General features: G+C 25.7%; 18 protein-coding genes. 6 read left to right on the top strand and 12 right to left on the bottom strand.

All coding sequences use genetic code 11. From position 1 onward, the window contains the following. The first annotated feature begins 268 nt into the window (after positions 1–268). Positions 269–535: a hypothetical protein gene (locus JNUCC81_RS05165; protein WP_454095602.1), complete on the top strand. Its 267-nt coding sequence runs from the start codon at positions 269–271 to the stop codon at positions 533–535. Between the two features lie 334 nt (positions 536–869). Beyond that, positions 870–1,376 (top strand): GNAT family N-acetyltransferase, encoded by a 507-nt coding sequence (locus JNUCC81_RS05160; protein ID WP_454095601.1) that lies wholly within the window; start codon positions 870–872, stop codon positions 1,374–1,376. Positions 1,377–1,499: 123 nt separating this feature from the next. On the opposite strand, the gene JNUCC81_RS05155 is transcribed toward JNUCC81_RS05160, so the two are convergent. The 5 genes from JNUCC81_RS05155 to JNUCC81_RS05135 form a co-directional block, all read right to left on the bottom strand. Then, positions 1,500–1,874 carry a hypothetical protein gene (locus JNUCC81_RS05155; protein ID WP_454095600.1) on the bottom strand — a complete coding sequence of 125 codons (375 nt, stop codon included), beginning with the start codon at positions 1,872–1,874 and terminating at the stop codon, positions 1,500–1,502. 155 nt (positions 1,875–2,029) lie between these two features. Beyond that, positions 2,030–2,884, bottom strand: coding sequence for a CPBP family intramembrane glutamic endopeptidase (locus tag JNUCC81_RS05150; RefSeq protein ID WP_454095599.1), 855 nt, complete (start codon positions 2,882–2,884; stop codon positions 2,030–2,032). A gap of 80 nt (positions 2,885–2,964) precedes the next feature. Beyond that, complete coding sequence (locus tag JNUCC81_RS05145; protein WP_454095598.1) at positions 2,965–3,288, bottom strand: hypothetical protein; 324 nt, start codon at positions 3,286–3,288, stop codon at positions 2,965–2,967. 92 nt (positions 3,289–3,380) lie between these two features. Further along, positions 3,381–3,899 carry a GNAT family N-acetyltransferase gene (locus tag JNUCC81_RS05140; RefSeq protein ID WP_454095597.1) on the bottom strand — a complete coding sequence of 173 codons (519 nt, stop codon included), beginning with the start codon at positions 3,897–3,899 and terminating at the stop codon, positions 3,381–3,383. Positions 3,900–4,057: 158 nt separating this feature from the next. Continuing rightward, positions 4,058–4,945, bottom strand: coding sequence for a hypothetical protein (locus JNUCC81_RS05135; protein WP_454095596.1), 888 nt, complete (start codon positions 4,943–4,945; stop codon positions 4,058–4,060). Between the two features lie 224 nt (positions 4,946–5,169). Here JNUCC81_RS05135 and JNUCC81_RS05130 point away from each other — a divergent pair, with 224 nt between their 5' ends. Then, on the top strand, positions 5,170–6,495 hold the full coding sequence (locus JNUCC81_RS05130; protein ID WP_454095595.1) for an aminotransferase class V-fold PLP-dependent enzyme: 1,326 nt from the start codon (positions 5,170–5,172) through the stop codon (positions 6,493–6,495). 79 nt (positions 6,496–6,574) lie between these two features. Here the strand turns inward: JNUCC81_RS05130 and JNUCC81_RS05125 are convergent, their stop codons facing one another. Further along, the gene (locus tag JNUCC81_RS05125; RefSeq protein WP_454095594.1) at positions 6,575–7,087 is read right to left on the bottom strand and encodes a GNAT family N-acetyltransferase; all 513 of its coding nucleotides are present in this window, start codon (positions 7,085–7,087) and stop codon (positions 6,575–6,577) included. Positions 7,088–7,318: 231 nt separating this feature from the next. Between JNUCC81_RS05125 and lepB the strand changes: the two genes are divergently transcribed. Beyond that, a complete protein-coding gene (gene lepB / locus JNUCC81_RS05120) occupies positions 7,319–7,855 on the top strand; it encodes a signal peptidase I (protein WP_454095593.1) in 537 nt (178 codons plus the stop codon). 46 nt (positions 7,856–7,901) lie between these two features. On the opposite strand, the gene JNUCC81_RS05115 is transcribed toward lepB, so the two are convergent. Both JNUCC81_RS05115 and JNUCC81_RS05110 read right to left on the bottom strand, forming a co-directional pair. Continuing rightward, entirely contained in the window at positions 7,902–8,807 is a 906-nt protein-coding gene (locus JNUCC81_RS05115; RefSeq protein ID WP_454095592.1) for a hypothetical protein, read from the bottom strand. 299 nt (positions 8,808–9,106) lie between these two features. Next, on the bottom strand, positions 9,107–10,882 hold the full coding sequence (locus tag JNUCC81_RS05110) for a methyl-accepting chemotaxis protein (RefSeq protein WP_454095591.1): 1,776 nt from the start codon (positions 10,880–10,882) through the stop codon (positions 9,107–9,109). Positions 10,883–11,244: 362 nt separating this feature from the next. Between JNUCC81_RS05110 and JNUCC81_RS05105 the strand changes: the two genes are divergently transcribed. Together JNUCC81_RS05105 and JNUCC81_RS05100 are read left to right on the top strand one after the other, a co-directional pair. After that, entirely contained in the window at positions 11,245–11,520 is a 276-nt protein-coding gene (locus JNUCC81_RS05105; protein ID WP_454095590.1) for a hypothetical protein, read from the top strand. A gap of 106 nt (positions 11,521–11,626) precedes the next feature. Then, positions 11,627–11,926 (top strand): (2Fe-2S)-binding protein, encoded by a 300-nt coding sequence (locus JNUCC81_RS05100; protein ID WP_454095589.1) that lies wholly within the window; start codon positions 11,627–11,629, stop codon positions 11,924–11,926. 152 nt (positions 11,927–12,078) lie between these two features. On the opposite strand, the gene JNUCC81_RS05095 is transcribed toward JNUCC81_RS05100, so the two are convergent. The 4 genes from JNUCC81_RS05095 to JNUCC81_RS05080 all read right to left on the bottom strand — a co-directional run bounded on the left by JNUCC81_RS05095 (position 12,079) and on the right by JNUCC81_RS05080 (position 15,997). After that, a complete protein-coding gene (locus tag JNUCC81_RS05095) occupies positions 12,079–12,537 on the bottom strand; it encodes a hypothetical protein (RefSeq protein ID WP_454095588.1) in 459 nt (152 codons plus the stop codon). A 169-nt stretch (positions 12,538–12,706) separates the two neighbouring features. Beyond that, positions 12,707–14,662: a bifunctional metallophosphatase/5'-nucleotidase gene (locus tag JNUCC81_RS05090; RefSeq protein ID WP_454095587.1), complete on the bottom strand. Its 1,956-nt coding sequence runs from the start codon at positions 14,660–14,662 to the stop codon at positions 12,707–12,709. A gap of 248 nt (positions 14,663–14,910) precedes the next feature. Next, positions 14,911–15,207, bottom strand: coding sequence for a hypothetical protein (locus tag JNUCC81_RS05085; RefSeq protein ID WP_454095586.1), 297 nt, complete (start codon positions 15,205–15,207; stop codon positions 14,911–14,913). Positions 15,208–15,346: 139 nt separating this feature from the next. Next, positions 15,347–15,997: a hypothetical protein gene (locus JNUCC81_RS05080; protein ID WP_454095585.1), complete on the bottom strand. Its 651-nt coding sequence runs from the start codon at positions 15,995–15,997 to the stop codon at positions 15,347–15,349. Positions 15,998–16,030 lie beyond the last annotated feature (33 nt).

Below are 16,030 nucleotides of genomic sequence, written 5' to 3'. Positions count from 1 at the left end.
TAATTAACTCTAGTCTAAATAAATTAATACTTTTACTTTTGTATCTAGATATAATTTTTAGAATTATTTTTACATTTTGAAATTAAAAAGCATCTAATGATGAACTTGGAGTTGAATAATTTTCAAAAAAATTTTATGCAAGTAAAACAAAAAATCCTCATATAGTATCTCCAAATTTATATAATACGAGTACATCATATTGCTCCAAATTAGTTTATTGAACCTTAAGGTATAATTGAAATATTAATTTTTTATAGGAGGTAAATAGATGATAAATTTTTTCTTATTTTTTGGAATAATCCTTGGACTTGGTGCTATAATCGTCACTTTTGCACTTAAATACATATTACCTGAAAAGCATTTTAAAAAATACTGTAAATTTATTCTATATATATGTTTTATAATTTCTCTTATATTAACCATAGGAGGTTATATTTTTGAAATCAATGATTTTAAACCTTGTTTAGTTCCAACTATATCAAACGGAGGTTTAATCATAATACTTCTCAGTGCTGAAAGTAATAAAAAAAAATAACTATTTAATAAATTTAACTTTAGGAATTAGTTTAAATAAATCCAATTTTTTCAATACTTTAAATACTGTTAGAAATAAAGAAAGTGTAAACTTAATATTATTAAGTTTACACTTTCTTTATTTTATTATCTTATAATGCTCTCTTCTTTAATTTTAAGGATTATTTTGAATAAAATAACCTAATTATCTTTAGTTTTATTATTTCAAATCTAATTTAATTAAAAAAAACATTTTTAGTTTAACTAAAATTCTAAATTTTATAAAATTCACTTTATTTAGCAATTTACTTCATGTATTATAATATTAAAAAATTAATCAGATACGGAGGTTTTAAATGTTTAGAAAATCGACTTTTTCAGATGTCAAAACAATAATGAAAATTATAAAACAAGCCCAAGAATCTCTAAAAGAACTTGGGATTGATCAGTGGCAAGATGACTATCCAAATTCTCAGGTAATAGAAAACGATATTAACAACGACTGTAGTTATGTTCTTAAAAAAGATAATGAAATTATATCAACAATAGCTATATCTTTTGATAGTGAAGAAAGCTACGAGAATATATCTGAAGGCGAATGGATTACAGATTCAAACTCTAAGTATGCAGTAATTCATAGAGTTGCTGCTAGTAACAGTGTAAGAGGTTCAGGTATAGCCAATAAATTATTTAAGTATGCTGAGAATTTATGCAAAGAAAATAATATTCCAAGTGTAAAAATCGATACTCATGAAGATAACATACCAATGCAAAAGTTCTTAAATAAAAATGGTTATAAATACTGCGGGGTAATATACTTAGAAAACGGAGATAAAAGAGTTGCTTTTGAAAAGGTCTTATAGTAAAAAATGAGATACTTAATATGAATAAATATACATGCCCTTGTTGTTGTCATATAATAAATCTTATATTTATAAAAAGCAAAAACACTTGATTTAAAACCAAGTGTTTTTGCTTATACCTATTTAATTATCTGTATTTACTATATTCATTCCTGTAAGTTCATTTATTTTTTTACCTATTTCTAAACCACTAATATATTCACTTACCTCTTTAACTACTGTTGCATCTTTAATATCATTTATAGTATTTTCTATATCAATATTTTTAGCTTTATCAACTACATTTTCTACTTTGAAATCCTCTACATAACCAGTTACTTTCTTAGCCACATCTGTATCTTTAATTTCGTTTATAGCTTTTTTTACATCTGTATCTATAAAGTCATTTATTCCATTTACTACTTTTCCTATCCCCTTATCACTAAACTTATAACCTACAACATTTATAATAACCAATGATATTAATAGTGTTATGACTATCTTTTTAATTAATCTCATATTCATTCTCCTTAATAATTTAATAATTATATATTAACTTGCTAAGTTTAATTTATCATTATCTTATTCTTAAATAATACTTAAATTTTTGTATGTAAATTATACCATATATATTAATTATTAAATCTGGAAAATATTAATATTTTAGAATAAAATCATGAATTAATATTATAGTCATTATCCTTTAAACTATTAACTTTTTTGTTTTTTATATAGCTCACACCTTTTATTAATAAGTAAATTCCTAATACAGCATAAATACCCTTAAATAATAAATTTTCTGGAGTGGGTAAAAATAAAAAGTTATTTATAAAATGTGCAAAAATAGATAATTTCATAGAACCAGTACAATAATAAATTCCACCTAAAATTATACCTAGAATAAATGCATTAATTCCTTGAGGTATATTTAAATGAGCAATCCCAAATATTAATGCTGAGATTATTATTGCTTTTTTATAATTATTTTTATATTTACTTAATAACCCATTTAAAATTACTCCTCTAAAAAGTAATTCTTCAAATATAGGAGCTGTAATAAGTATTTGTATAGCAAGTGTTAATCCAACAATACCAATCTCTATAGAACTTAAATTATTTAAAATAAAATCTATATCATTCTCACTTATAGGTCCTTCAAATTGCGTTAATGCATCAAATAAGAAAACTTCTCTAATTAGCATATATCCAATTATAATTAAAAATACATAAATAAAATCTTTCTTTGTAATTAGTATCTTGTTCCTAATTATTTCATCATTATCCTTTTTTATAGACTTGCGTCCTAAAATAGATACAATAACAATATTTGATACTATAATTATAATACTACCTACTACAATAGCAGTTCCAAATGATATATTCTCATTTATTAAAATCATTATAACTGTCGCTATAAGGTTTATTAAAACAGGCACTACCAAAAATATAGCCATAATTATAAATGATTTTAATATTGATATTTCTTTAATTTGACATTCATTTTTATATATTGATTTTAATGCTCTCATATTATCCTCATTTCTCTTTTATATAATTGTAAGCTTATTTTTTCATATGTTCAATATTTTCCAATATAAAATAATTTCATTTAAAAGTATTTCCAATAAACAATTATACTTAATATAGCAGCTATTATTGTATAAAATACAGAAACTATAAGAGGAATATTTATATAAACCTTAAAAAAATTAGGATTTCTACGAGAGTCACTTTCAAGGAATCTTTTTACTGGCAAATCTAGCATAGCAGTACCAGGTCCTCCTTCACTTGAAAAAAATACTATCAAAACAGATGCCATTAGACCTGTTGCAAATGACATTTCTAAAAATTCAACATTAAAAATTTTAGATACAATAATATTTATTACTACTAGAATAATAAGACAAACAAATGAATAAATAATTTTTTTCATAATATCTCCTAAATTATAATTTTTATTTAGTCAATAATTTTGATATGCTTATAAAATCTTTATTATTTAATATGTCTTTTGAAATAATTTTGTTATCTAAATTTAGACATTATTATTTCGTCGTAGTATTTTCCTTCTTTGAAAATCTCATTTTTAAGAACTCCTTCAACTTTAAATCCACACTTTTCATAGCTTTTTATTGCTCTTTCATTAAATGAAAAAACAGAAAGTCTTATTTTATTAATATTCATATCATTAAATATAAAGTCAATTAATACCTTCATAGCATCTGTTCCATATCCCTTGCCCCAGTAGTCTTTATCTCCAATCATTATGCCAACAACTGCAACTCTAGTTAACCAATTTACACTGTTAATTCCGCATCCGCCTATATATTTATTAGTTTCAATATCTTCTATTGCGAAGTTATATGTGCCTTCTTTATTTGATTTTTGTGATTTTATCCATTCGTCTTCTTCCCACTTACTAGTTGGAAAAGGAATACAATCAACTAAAAATTTCTTTAACTCTTTATCATTAACAAGCTTTAGTGCTATTTCTATGTCTTCTTCTTTATATGATCTTAAAACTACTTTCTCTCCATAATACATAAAATCATCATCCCTTTTTTTGAAAATTTCTATAATTGTATTACTAAATATATCTATAGTAAATAATAAAATAAAAATTATATATATTATTTTTTTAATATATAATTTTAAATTAATAAAAAGCTAGAAATTCTATTCTTAGAACTTCTAGCTTTTTATTAATTTATATATTTATCAATTTTATTTATAATTTCTATTTGTTCATCTAACTTGTTACTAGATTTTGTTACACCCATTTGAAATTCACCTTCATTTAATGTCTTATTATCTCTAACAGTTTTAACTATGTTATTTCCAAATTCATCTAAATCCATATATGATAATTCATACATCTTATTACTACCTTTTAAAAACTCTGCTGATATGCTTTCTTTATTACTTTTAAATACATAACTAATTGATTCTTCTTCTTTTATTTTTTCAACTTCACTTTTGTGTGGCTCTTCACCTATAATAGCTTTTAATTCTTTAATGCTTATATTATTTTTATTTGAAAAATTATTAACAATATTTTGATAATACGATTCATAATCTGTGTATTTATTATTTAGTAATTTGCATATTTCTTGATATTTAATATTATTTGGTAAAGATATACCTAAGAAAAACTTCGGCTTATATTCTTCGTTTTCATCTAAATTACCTTTATATGATTCAGGTGTATATGATAAATTTATGTTAATTTCTCCATCATTAAAAATATATACTGGGGATACGCTTTCATATCCATTATATATAATATTGGTTATAATCAATTCTTCTTTATCATTTTTAAATATGTATTGCCGTTGAACCATTTCAACGTCTGAGGATTTGCCTCCCATTTTTAATTCTTCACCCTTTTCGCATTTATAGCCTGATAATAAGCTTTTTATATAATCTTTATTTAATTTATTTTCTTCATCTAGCTGTTTTGCAATTTTAAAATATCCTTCTTTTAATGAACTTGCTTTTTCTACTGATGTTGAATTTTCACATCCTGATGTTAGTACTAAAACCACTGTTAATAGTATTAATAATACTTGTTTTAGCTCAAGTTTTTTCAAGTCCTTCTCCCCTTTTGTATATATATATTTCCTTATGATAACATTACCATATTTTAGCAATAATTTCTATTCATTTCTAAAATAAATCATTTGATTTCTAATTTATTTTAAATTTATAGTTTTATATATACATTAATATTTACTATTCCTATAAATTGTTGATTACTATTAATTTGGAAACTTGTGAAAATATACTCATACTATGAATAGTAGGAGGCGATAATATGGATTACAGGTATTTATATGATGGAATAGATGATAAAGTAAAACTAGCAAGTGGAGAAAAAATAACTCCCATTAATTTTGATAATGGTGCTACTACACCACCTTTAAAAAGTGTAACAAAACTAATTCAAGATAATATAAAAAACTATGGGCCAATAGCTAGAGGTGTAGGACCTAAAGGTGAGTACTGTACTACAATGTTTGAAAAATCTAGAGAAATAATACTTAATTTTTTCGGTTTAAAAGGATGTAATACTCATACTGTAGTATATACAAAATCAGATACAGAAGGATTAAATATATTAGCAAATGCACTTATAAAAAATAAAGATGATATGATTCTTACAACTAGAATGGAACATCATGCTAATGATTTACCTTTTAGAAAATCAGGTAAGGTTGTACATGTAGATGTTGATAAATTAGGCAGAATAAATATAGACGACATAGAACAAGAACTTGTAAAAGCAAACGGTAAAATAAAAGTTGTAACTGTAACAGGTGCATCAAATGTAACAGGGTACTTAACTCCAATACATGATATAGCCAAACTTGCTCATAAATACAATGCATTAATAATAGTTGATGGTGCTCAGCTAGTAGCACATGAAAAAGTTGATATGAAAGGGTATAATGAAGATGAAATGATAGACTTCATAACATTTTCTGCCCATAAAGCTTATGCTCCATTTGGTAGTGGAGCAATAGTTGGCTTAAAAGATTATCTAAAAGACTCAGATCCATTTTTATCTGGTGGTGGATGTGTTGCTGGTGTATTTGATGAGAGTGTAATATGGTCATCAATTCCAGAAAGATTTGAGGCCGGAACTCAAAACTTCTTTGGTGTAATTGCTATGGCAAAAGCTTTGGAAGAACTTCAAAATATTGGATTTGAAAATATAAAAAATCATGAAAAAAATATAAAAGAATACCTTATAAACTCTATGAATTGTATAAATAATGTAATTTTATATGGAGATACAGATTATATTGATGATAGATTAGGTGTAATTACTTTTAATATTAAAGATATGAACTACGAAGCCGTTGCTGTAAACATGGCAACTGAAAAAGGAATATCTCTAAGAGCCGGTAAATTCTGCGCTCATCCTTATGTATATAGACTCTTAGGTGTTAGTGACTGTGACGGATATAGAGATGTAGTATCTGGAGCATTCAACGATGGAATGGTAAGAGCAAGTATTGGACTTTATAACACTATAGATGAAGCTAATATTTTCTTGGAACAACTAGACTATATTGCTAATGTATTAAGAAAATCTAACCGTAGATATAAAAAAACAATAAGAAAAATAAAATTTTAGTTAAGGTTAATATAAAAATAAAAAATTAGATATAAATAATAGCCCCAGTGAAACTTTAAAATATTTACTGGGGCTATTATTACTTATTTTTATATTCATATTCTAATATAGACATTATGATTATAGATTCATAACTTCCATTATAAATCACACATTCTCTTAAAATTCCTTCTTCTTTAAACCCTTCTGACTTATAAAGATTTTGTGCTTTAGTATTTTTACATCTTACATCTAGCCATAATCTATGTGCATTTAGTTGATTGAAGGATACTTCTTTTATTAATTTCAATGTTTCTCTTCCAAATCCCTTGCCTTTATCATTTATAACAAATCGTCTAAATTCAATATTGTTATCTTTATTTTCAATTCCTGCCATAATTATATATCCAATTGGTTTGTTTGTATTTGAATCTTCAACTATTATATGTAATATATCTTTATTTGTTAAAGAATTTATATGACTTTCTTTACTCCACTGACCTATATACTGAGCATTATAAGGTTCTCTTTCTAAACTTATAACAAATTCTAAATCTATACTTTTAGTACGCCTTAATGTAATACTATTAGATTCTTTTATAATATCATTCATCAATTACTCCCCCCTATTTTAATTTTTATATGTATCTTTGTTATTTATATTGTAGCAGTAATAGTAGTCTTTTATAAAAAACACATTAAATATTTCAGTTTAATTTAATATAAGTTATAATGTAAGTATATCATTATACTATAATTAAATGTAAAAAATTAGCATATTTAATAAATATAATTTTTGATTAATTTCAATATTTTATATTTAAAGATAAGGGGGATAATTATTTTGAATAAAAAAAACAAAAATGAGATATTTGAATGGTTTAAAACAATATGTGCATCGTTAATTATTGCATTTGGAGTAACATTATTTGTACAACCAACTATAGTTAGTGGACAATCTATGTATCCTACGTTAGAAGATAAAGATTATCTAGTAATAAATAAATTATCTTACAACAAAGAAATTCCAAATAGAGGGGATATATTAGTATTTAAATCAGATTTAGTTGATGAAAAAACTAGTCATAAAAAAAATTTAGTTAAAAGAGTAATTGCTTTGCCTGGAGAACATATCCTTATAAAAAATAATGAAGTATACATAAATGGCAAATACTTAAGTGAAGATTATCTAAATGATGTATATACAGATGGTGATATTGATACTGTAGTTCCCAATAATCATGTATTTACTATGGGAGATAATAGACCAAATAGTGGTGATAGCAGAGACTCAAAAATAGGAACAATTCCTTTAGACGATATAATTGGGAAAGTTGCTTTAAGAACATACCCATTTAATAAATTTGGTAAAATAAAATAAAAAAAGTAGATAGTTTTTCATTTAAACTATCTACTTTTTTATTTTATTATTTCATATATTTATCTAGTTTATTTACCATTTTTTCTTGTTTATCTAATTTATCAACGAAATTAACTACACCCATATGAAACTTCCCATCTTCTAGTTCTTTATTATCTCTGGCATTTTTCATTATATTAGTTTCCATAGTTTCTGAGTCCATATCTATATATGATAATCCAAACATCTTATTACTATTTTTCAAATACTCTGCACGTATTTCTTTTTTATCTTTTTCAAATTTATATGAAATCAAATCTTCTTCAGCCTTTTTTCCAACTTTAATTTTTTCAGTTGTTGTTTCACTAGGTGAATCACCTATAATATCTTTTATATCTTCTATACTCATATCATTTTTAATAGCAAAATTATCAGCAATCTTTTGATAATATAACTCATAGTCACTATAATTATCATTTAACGTTTTGCATATATCTTCATATTTATTATTGTCAGATAAAGATACTCCTACAAATAAATGTGGTTTTGGCTCTGTATTCTCCTCTATAAACTCTTTATCCGCTGGACTATATGATAAGCTTACACTAATATCTTCATCATTATAATCATACACCGCAGACAAGCTCTCTTTATCATTATCAGTCATATGAGTTATAGTAAGTTCTTCTTTATCATTTTTAAATATATACGGTTGTTGAATCATCTTAAGTTCTGGAGAATAATCTTCTAGTCTAAATTCTTCTCCTTTTTTATATTCATAACCATTTAATAGATTTTTTACATATTCTTTGCTTATTTTTTCATTATCATCTATTGCCTTTGAAATTTTAAAATATCCATCTTTTAATGAAGCTACCCCTTTTACAGATTGTGTACTTTCACATCCTGATAGTGCTATTAAAAACGGTGCAACTAGCATTAATAATACTTGCTTTACTCTATTTGTCTTCAAGTTTTTCTCCCCTTTTATTTTTATTTCACCCTCTATATATGTCCATTATAAACTTTATCATTTATTATAAATTTTTACTATATAATTTGTTATATTTTAAAATAATTAATTCATCAAACTTTTAAATTTCATAAACTTCTAAATAAAAAATTCGCTTTGCTCATATCGCCAACGACCTACAAACCAGGTCCGTTGATCAAGCTTAGTAGTTGGAAATTATATTTATCCACAAGTCAGATAAAATACAATCTCCTTATATATAAAAAAATGGAAGCTTAAAAGCTTCCATTTATATAGTATTAAAATTTATTCATAGCAAAATAATCATCTTTATCTTCAAAACTTATATGTTTTTTATTTCCATGTAAATCCTTTAACATAAAGTTTTCAACAAGTGATTTAACCATCTGTGCTTGTCCACTTAGTTCTTCACTAGCAGCTGCACTTTCTTCTGATGTTGCAGAATTAGTTTGTACTACCTCTGAAATTTGACCTACTCCTAATGTGACTTGGTTAATTGCAGTAGCTTGTTCCCCAGAGGCTTTAGCTATATCCTCAACTAATACAATACTTTGATGCATTGTATCAATTATCTTTTGAAGTGATTCAGCTGTTTCGTCTACAATCTTACTTCCTTTACCAACTGCTTCTATCGAATTTTCAATAAGTGTAGCTGTGTTTTTAGCAGCTTCTGCTGATTTAGCAGCAAGATTTCTAACTTCATCAGCAACAACAGCAAATCCTTTACCAGCTTCCCCAGCTCTAGCAGCTTCAACTGCAGCATTTAGTGCTAATATATTTGTTTGGAATGCTATGTCATCTATCGTTTTTATAATTCTACCGATTTCATTAGAAGTTACTGAAATTTCTTCCATAGATTTAACCATTTGCTTCATTTGATTATTACCATTTTCAACTTCATTACCTGCATTCATTGTTAAAACATTAGCTTCTTTAGCATTTTTTGCAGTATCTTTAATTTTATCAGATATTTCAGTAATAGTTGCAGATAATTCTTGAATTGAACTTGCTTGTTCAGTAGCACCTTGTGCTAACATTTGTGATCCACTAGCAACTTGCTCTGATGCAGCACCAACTTCTTCTGAAACTACATTTATTTGTGACATTGTTTCACTTAAATCATCTGTTATTCTAATTATTGATTTTTCGATTTCTTTAAATACTCCTATGTATTCTACTTCAGGCTCAACAGCAAAATTACCTGATGCAACCTCTCCTAAAACACGAACTGTATCATTTATAATTGCCTTAGTTTTATCACTCATTTGACGCATGCTACTTGATAAAGAGCCTAATTCATCTTTTGATTCATAATCAATTGAAATATCATAGTCTCCAACAGCCATTTTATTTGCAGCTACTTCTATTTCTCCAATTGGATTTCTTAAACTCTTTGTAATATATATACATATAATTACTCCAGCTACCATACTAGATATATTTAAAGTTGTAGAAATAATCTCAGATTTTGATACTGCATCACTCACTCCTTTATCAAATTTAATACCTAATTTTTCTGCATCTTCATAAAGAGCTATAGCGTAGTCTACACACTTACCATAAGATTTATAGTATGCTTGATCTTCTTTTACTACCATTTCTTTTGCAGTTTCATAGTCTCCTTTATCTATAAACTCATAAACTTTTTCATATTCTTGTCTTAATTCAACAACTGAGCTTTCAATATCACCAACTAATTTTGAAGCTTCTGAAGTGTTCTCACGAGGTATGTCAACACCACGAATTATTTTAATTCTTTCATTGATACTATCAAAGTTTTTTAAAATTGTTTCTTTATAGCTTGTATCTGTAGGATTTTGTGCAGTGAATGCAGTTACAAGATTTTGGTCAATAGAAACTATGTCTCTACGAATTCCCATAGATTGGTTAGTTAGTTGATAAGGACCTTTAAACAAATCATGTCCTAATTCTCCTGCTTTTCTCAAGTTATTCATTGCATTACCATTTGCAAATGCTGCAAGCAAAAGTACAATAATAAAAGATAGACTCAGCTTTTTACCAATTTTCAGATTTTTAACTTTTAATTGTTTCATATACATCCCCCCATTTTGATTTGATTTCTATTTAAATGAAAAATTCAAATATTCTAATTATTTGATTTGTTAATGTTTAAATTTTATAAAAAAATGATTTTAATTTAAAATTCATTTTAATATAAAATAGTTTTTTATTATTTTTATACGGATAAACATATAGATACTTTAGATTTTATATAATAAAATTTATAGACTTTTAAGAATTTTCTAAAAAATATTAAATACTAAAATCTCATTTAGATGATGTGATTTTACATATATTTTAAATGCTACCCTAAGGTTATAGGCAATAGCATTTATGTAATTTATTGTTAAAAATTGTAACTTGATATATATTTTTTATATAAGGGGGTGATTTTTTGAAATTTATTGAAAAGTATAAACATTGGAGTGCCTTCTTTGTTATATTACTATTAAATTTAATTGATACAGCATTTTTTCCAAACACAACTTTTAGTATTTATAAATTAGTAGCTAATATTTTCTTAATATTTATCTTAGTAAAGTTTCTAGGAGGTATTTTCTCTTCCTTTAGATCAGATGGTTTAGCTAACACTTTAAGTTTAAAATTAATACTTGCCTATGTTATTATATTTGCTTTATGGTTAAGTCTATTAATTAATATAAATTCTTAAAATAATATATAACTTTATATTAAAAGATAATTCTTTTACATGTATATTATAAATATTTTAACGCAAAATATTTTTGTATAAATATTAACGTTAAATGGAGGAAAATATGAAATTAATAACTGATGATTATATTAAAGTAAGAAACGCGATGTCAAATGGTGCTAGAACTATTGAAGATGTTAAGTCAATGACTGATATAAATATTGAAGATTATGAACACCAAAAAGAAATAGAAGAAGTTTTAAAAAATGCTTGTAGATGCATGAACGTATCTGTTGAAGAAGTTGTAAAAGCCGTTGAAAATGGTGCTGATACTGTTGAGAAAGTTTCAGAGGCTACAAAAGCTGGTACAGGATGTGGTAGATGCAAAGGATTATTAAATAATATTATAGATAACAAAAGATAGTAAGATTTATACAATATGTACTTTATTTATTATTTTAATAATTAATTTTTATAGATAAATAATAACTATATAGACTAAAAACACAAAAGTTATCTCCATGTAATTACATTGAGATAACTTTTTTATATAACCTAAGCTATTTAATTAAAAATTTACTTCTTTCTGCTAAGTGATTCTTTTATATCATTCAATGAATTGTTTCCTGTTCTTATTTCATAAACAGCATCTAAAAATTGATTAAGGTCACTTGAATCATTTAAATATAACAAAAGACTATCAAGTGCAAAAGAATATGATGATAATGTATTACTTATAGCCGAATACTGTTTTCTTAATATTGGATCATTTGAAGCTTTGTATAAATTATTCACTCTAGCAATGGAATAATTAACTTCAGAACTAGTGCTATCAATATCTTTTTTAATTTCACTAATTTGCTCATTATTTTTATTTTCTAGACCCATCATTGCTTTAGTAAGTATCGTTAAATCATTTTTTATTAATTCTAAGTCAGATACAAATTTATCAACAGTAGGATCTGGAGAATAAGCAAAGGAAATACTTGTAGATATAAAAATAATTGAAAGCATCGTTATAATTATTTTTTTCATTTCAAACCCTCCATATTTTTTTATTATACATATTATGCTCTTATTAATAAACTAATATGTCCGAGCGTTTTATTATCGAATTGGAAATTTAATGTTAAACTATAAAATAATACAAAATAAAAAGAGTCCTAGCCTAAATTAAGACTAAAACTCTTTGTTTATTATCTTTTTATTTCATATTTCTAAATCTTAATCCTGCAATTGCAGCTCCACCTAATAACACGTATGACATTAAACTAATATCTCCTGTTTTTGGGTTATCTGTCTTGTTATTATTTCCTTTGTCATTATTTGGTTTATTAGTTTGTGGTTTATTTTCTTCTGGTTTATTTTCTTCTGGCTTAACAGCTTCATTTTCTTCAAAATCTGCTTTTTTACCAGTAGTTATTCTACCTTCTGATTCCTTGTAATTAACTGTGCCTAATTTTTTTATATAGTTTTCAAGAGCTTCATTTAATGCACTATATTCATTTACTATAGGTAATTTAGCAAATACAGGATAATCATCTCCACCTGCTGCTGTAAAATCATTTGTTGCTACTGTATAAGTTTTATCCATATCTATATTCTTACCATTAACTTTTAAAGAAACTATTCTTTGTCCTATTGGTTGCTCAGGGTCTACTACGTATTTCATTCCTCCAACATGTGGGAATCCACCAAATGAAACTCCATAATTTTCAACGCCAAACTCTAAAACTTCTTTTATTTGAGCTCCAGTAAGTTTTTTAGTTACTATAAAGTTTCCAAAAGGTAATACATTTACTATATCTCCTTTTGTTATATCTCCCTTAGCTATGCTTGAACGTATACCTCCACCGTTAGTTAAAGATACATCTGCTCCAGTTTCATTTAACATAGCATCAGTTATTAAGTTACCTAAATTTGTTTCTCCAAATCTAACTTTATCTCTTGATCCTTCTAGATGAGTTTCTGTTTTTCCTACTTTAATAGATAAAGCTGCTTTTTGCTCATCTTCAATTTTTTTCATCATAGACTCTACTTCAGGGTCTGGTGTTATAGATGATGTTTGTGATTTATTTATAAGTGATGCATCTACACCTACAACTTTATTATTTTCATCAAATTCTATTTCAACTTTACCTAAGTTACTTAAGTACTCCCCTGTACTTACTAACATAGTGTTATTTACTTTTTTACCATCTTTAAACGCAGTATGGCTATGACCATCTACAAATACATCTATTCCATCTACATCTTTTATTATATCTTCAGATGTTGGCTCACTTGATTTATCTACTCCTATATGTCCAAGAGCTACTATTACGTCTGCTCCTTGAGCTTTTAGGTTTTTAACTTCTGCTTTAGCAGTTATTCTTGGGTCTTCAAAATCTAGCCCTTTAACATTGTTTGGATGTGTTTTATAGCTAGTTTCTTCTGTTGCCATACCAAAGAATCCTACCTTTATTTCTTTTCCATTTACATTCATTACTTTTATAGCACTTGGTTTAAATAAAGATTCTCCGTTTTTCTTTATGTTTCCAGCTAAAGGCTTAAGCTTAGTACTACCGCTTTTTACTTTTGCATTTTGGAATAATTCTAATAATCTTTCATACCCATAATTAAAATCATGATTTCCTGGTGCCATATATTCATATCCAGTAGCATTTAATAAATCTACTGCATCTTGACCTTTACTTAAAGTAACAAAAGGTAGTCCATGAGTAGTATCCCCTGCATCTACTAATATAGAGTTTTTAGTTTGATTTTTTATAGCTGCTACTACATCTAATCCTATAACTTTATCAGTTCTTTGGAATCTTCCGTGCATATCATTTGTGTGTAATATAGTTATTTTATTATTTGTATTTGCTTTTTCTTCAGTAGCTTCTACTGTTTCTTTTTTAGGCTCTTCTTTTGAAACTTCCTCTTTTGGAGCTTCTTCAGTATTTTCTTTAGTAGGCTCTTTTTCTACATTCTGTTTAGACTCTGTATTTTCTTTTGAAGTATCTTCAGTAGGTACTTTTTCATCAGTTTTTTCAACTACTACTGGTTGTTCTTCTTTTAAAACATTGTCTAGTGCAAATATAGTTTGTAAATTCTGTCCTGCTAGTGCTGCTGCTATAGCAATTGCTGCTATTTTTCTTCCATTTTTCTTAATCATAACAAATCCCCTTATTTTTTTAGTTAAATAGTGTTTTTCGATACAGAGAAAACGTATTTTTTCGAACCAATTCTTAATATATTAAATTAATTTTCGTATTTTACTTTTTTATTATATCATATTATTTATCTTTTTCTATAAATTTTTACAATAAATTCATACCTATTTCATATTAACACGAATGTAATTATTATATAACCTATTTTATCCAAAAAATAAAAAAACAGGTAAAAAACCTGTTTTTATCTTTACATTATACTTATTAAATAGTTATATATTTTTTCTAATTCTTCTTCACTACCTTGTATACAGTTTGGATATGAATATGGAAAATCTTCACAACTTTCTGGTGATGGTAGACCTGAACCAAATATTAATAGAAGGTTTCCTCTAAGCACTACCCCTGATATAGCTGATACTTTTATACACATTGACTTTGTTCTTGATTTTGATTTAAATATTGCTTTTTCTCTACTTTTATCTATGTATATTTTATCTTGATTTATTTCTATTACTATTTGTGTATTCGTTTCAAATCTTGCCATGTTTCCCCCTTAAGTTTATTCTATTTTTTATTTTATTAATTTTATAGTATCATTTATATTATTTTTAAACAATGACATTAAATAAAAACCCTATAAAATAGACTTTTACTGTCTATTTTATAGGGTTAATAAATATATTTTAAGCAGTTTTACTTCTTTTTGTTAAAGGACTTTTTTCTATATTAACAATCTTCCACTTATTTTCTACTTTTTCTAGGTAGTATGTTCTTTTTTCTTGATAAACTTCATCTAAGTTCATTTTGTTTTTATCAAGATAATCTTTATTTGCTTCTTTAATTGTAAACTCCGATTCAACTGTTACCTTACATGTAGTTATATCTTCATTAAAATAATTACGATACCATATTAGATTCTCATACTTTAAAGCTAGTTTATTATTTTTATACATTGACTGTACTGATTCTTTATAATTTCCTTTTTCTAAAGCTTTAATGAAGTTTTCGCTATATAAATTATATTCATCTTCTACATTTAACTTATTAAAATCTCTATTATCTACAAGCAAGCAATGTTTTTCTATAACATCTATTATTTGTTCTACATTATTATCATTACTTGTTAGCATTTCTTTATCATTACCATCTTTATCTAGTACAGTCCATAAAGTTTGCTTACTTCTCTCTTCTTGCTTTTTTTCTTCTTCTTTTGAATTTATCTCACTATTTTTATTTGAACTACTACTAGCTACATTAATTTTCTGCTCACTAACACTACATCCAGCAAACATTGAGATCATTAAACAAAGTGTAACTAACTTTAAAATTTTCATAATATATTACCTCTTTCTTTTATAAAAGAACCT

The sequence above is a fragment of the Faecalimicrobium sp. JNUCC 81 genome (assembly GCF_053667625.1).
Note: the sequence above shows the minus strand (reverse complement) of the source record. Positions and strands in the feature narration are given on the sequence as shown.

What these genes read in the sequence shown, in the direction of transcription:
- JNUCC81_RS05165 (WP_454095602.1), top strand. Translation starts at nt 269, where the DNA reads ATGATAAATTTTTTCTTATTTTTTGGAATAATCCTTGGACTTGGTGCT.
- JNUCC81_RS05160 (WP_454095601.1), top strand. Translation starts at nt 870, where the DNA reads ATGTTTAGAAAATCGACTTTTTCAGATGTCAAAACAATAATGAAAATT.
- JNUCC81_RS05155 (WP_454095600.1), bottom strand. Translation starts at nt 1,874, where the DNA reads ATGAGATTAATTAAAAAGATAGTCATAACACTATTAATATCATTGGTT.
- JNUCC81_RS05150 (WP_454095599.1), bottom strand. Translation starts at nt 2,884, where the DNA reads ATGAGAGCATTAAAATCAATATATAAAAATGAATGTCAAATTAAAGAA.
- JNUCC81_RS05145 (WP_454095598.1), bottom strand. Translation starts at nt 3,288, where the DNA reads ATGAAAAAAATTATTTATTCATTTGTTTGTCTTATTATTCTAGTAGTA.
- JNUCC81_RS05140 (WP_454095597.1), bottom strand. Translation starts at nt 3,899, where the DNA reads ATGTATTATGGAGAGAAAGTAGTTTTAAGATCATATAAAGAAGAAGAC.
- JNUCC81_RS05130 (WP_454095595.1), top strand. Translation starts at nt 5,170, where the DNA reads ATGGATTACAGGTATTTATATGATGGAATAGATGATAAAGTAAAACTA.
- JNUCC81_RS05125 (WP_454095594.1), bottom strand. Translation starts at nt 7,087, where the DNA reads ATGAATGATATTATAAAAGAATCTAATAGTATTACATTAAGGCGTACT.
- JNUCC81_RS05110 (WP_454095591.1), bottom strand. Translation starts at nt 10,882, where the DNA reads ATGAAACAATTAAAAGTTAAAAATCTGAAAATTGGTAAAAAGCTGAGT.
- JNUCC81_RS05100 (WP_454095589.1), top strand. Translation starts at nt 11,627, where the DNA reads ATGAAATTAATAACTGATGATTATATTAAAGTAAGAAACGCGATGTCA.
- JNUCC81_RS05095 (WP_454095588.1), bottom strand. Translation starts at nt 12,537, where the DNA reads ATGAAAAAAATAATTATAACGATGCTTTCAATTATTTTTATATCTACA.
- JNUCC81_RS05090 (WP_454095587.1), bottom strand. Translation starts at nt 14,662, where the DNA reads ATGATTAAGAAAAATGGAAGAAAAATAGCAGCAATTGCTATAGCAGCA.
- JNUCC81_RS05085 (WP_454095586.1), bottom strand. Translation starts at nt 15,207, where the DNA reads ATGGCAAGATTTGAAACGAATACACAAATAGTAATAGAAATAAATCAA.
- JNUCC81_RS05080 (WP_454095585.1), bottom strand. Translation starts at nt 15,997, where the DNA reads ATGAAAATTTTAAAGTTAGTTACACTTTGTTTAATGATCTCAATGTTT.